This is a genomic window from Aeromonas sp. QDB54 (genome assembly GCF_027707385.1).
GTDB lineage: Bacteria > Pseudomonadota > Gammaproteobacteria > Enterobacterales > Aeromonadaceae > Aeromonas > Aeromonas hydrophila.
Genome location: NZ_JAPCIT010000093.1, coordinates 1 through 686, shown reverse-complemented (window position 1 = coordinate 686; position 686 = coordinate 1). Strand labels below are relative to the sequence as shown.

The following is a 686-nucleotide window of genomic DNA, read 5'->3' as shown; positions in this document are numbered from 1 at the left end:
TTGCGGATAGTACGTGGATCGAACTTGATGCGAGCAGAGAGCTCTTCTGTTGTCAGGTAGGTGTATGCCATAATCATATCCTCTCTTTTTTCTCTTCAAAAAAAACAAATGCACCACAGGAGGGATTTTAGCACCACAAATCGTTAGTGCAACGATTTTTGCCATCCTGCAGGTCTTTTTTCTATGGAGGAGTGATGATTAAGTGCCATCTATCCCGAATTTTGGGTGAACGGAAACTCAAAGTTGCCGAAGTTGCCAGAGATACGGGTATCAATCGAAACACTTTGCATCGTCTCTACAATGAGACGGCAACGCGAGTGGAGTTAGAAGTAATAGAACAGTTATGCCACCATTTAAGAATTGAGATTGGTGATTTGTTTGAAGTGGTGGGTCACCCTCCCGAGAATCTCGGTGGAATGTAACAAAAGACTCTTACGAGAGAACCCAAAAGGTCTGGTTTAACGAGGTCAGGGGAACGGTGACGTGGTAGTCAATCTGACCATCCCAGCCTTCCTCACCTCATCAATATGCACTTTCCCATCGATACTCCGGATAAATTTTCATCCCCCCTGAGATGAGGTAAAAAAATGAGCCGAAGTCGACGAAAGACCCCCATGTTTGGCTACACAACAGCGACGTCTGAAGCTGAAGACAAGCGGATTTGGCACAAACGCTGGCGCGCTCAG

At 45.9% G+C, this 686-nt stretch carries 1 protein-coding gene; it reads left to right on the top strand.

Annotated features, from left to right (window positions below):
• Nucleotides 1-194: 194 nt before the first annotated feature.
• Nucleotides 195-422 carry a helix-turn-helix domain-containing protein gene (locus PG881_RS23960; RefSeq protein ID WP_059169915.1) on the top strand — a complete coding sequence of 76 codons (228 nt, stop codon included), beginning with the start codon at nucleotides 195-197 and terminating at the stop codon, nucleotides 420-422.
• Nucleotides 423-686: the final 264 nt, after the last annotated feature.

What these genes read in the sequence shown, in the direction of transcription:
- PG881_RS23960 (WP_059169915.1), top strand. Translation starts at nt 195, where the DNA reads ATGATTAAGTGCCATCTATCCCGAATTTTGGGTGAACGGAAACTCAAA.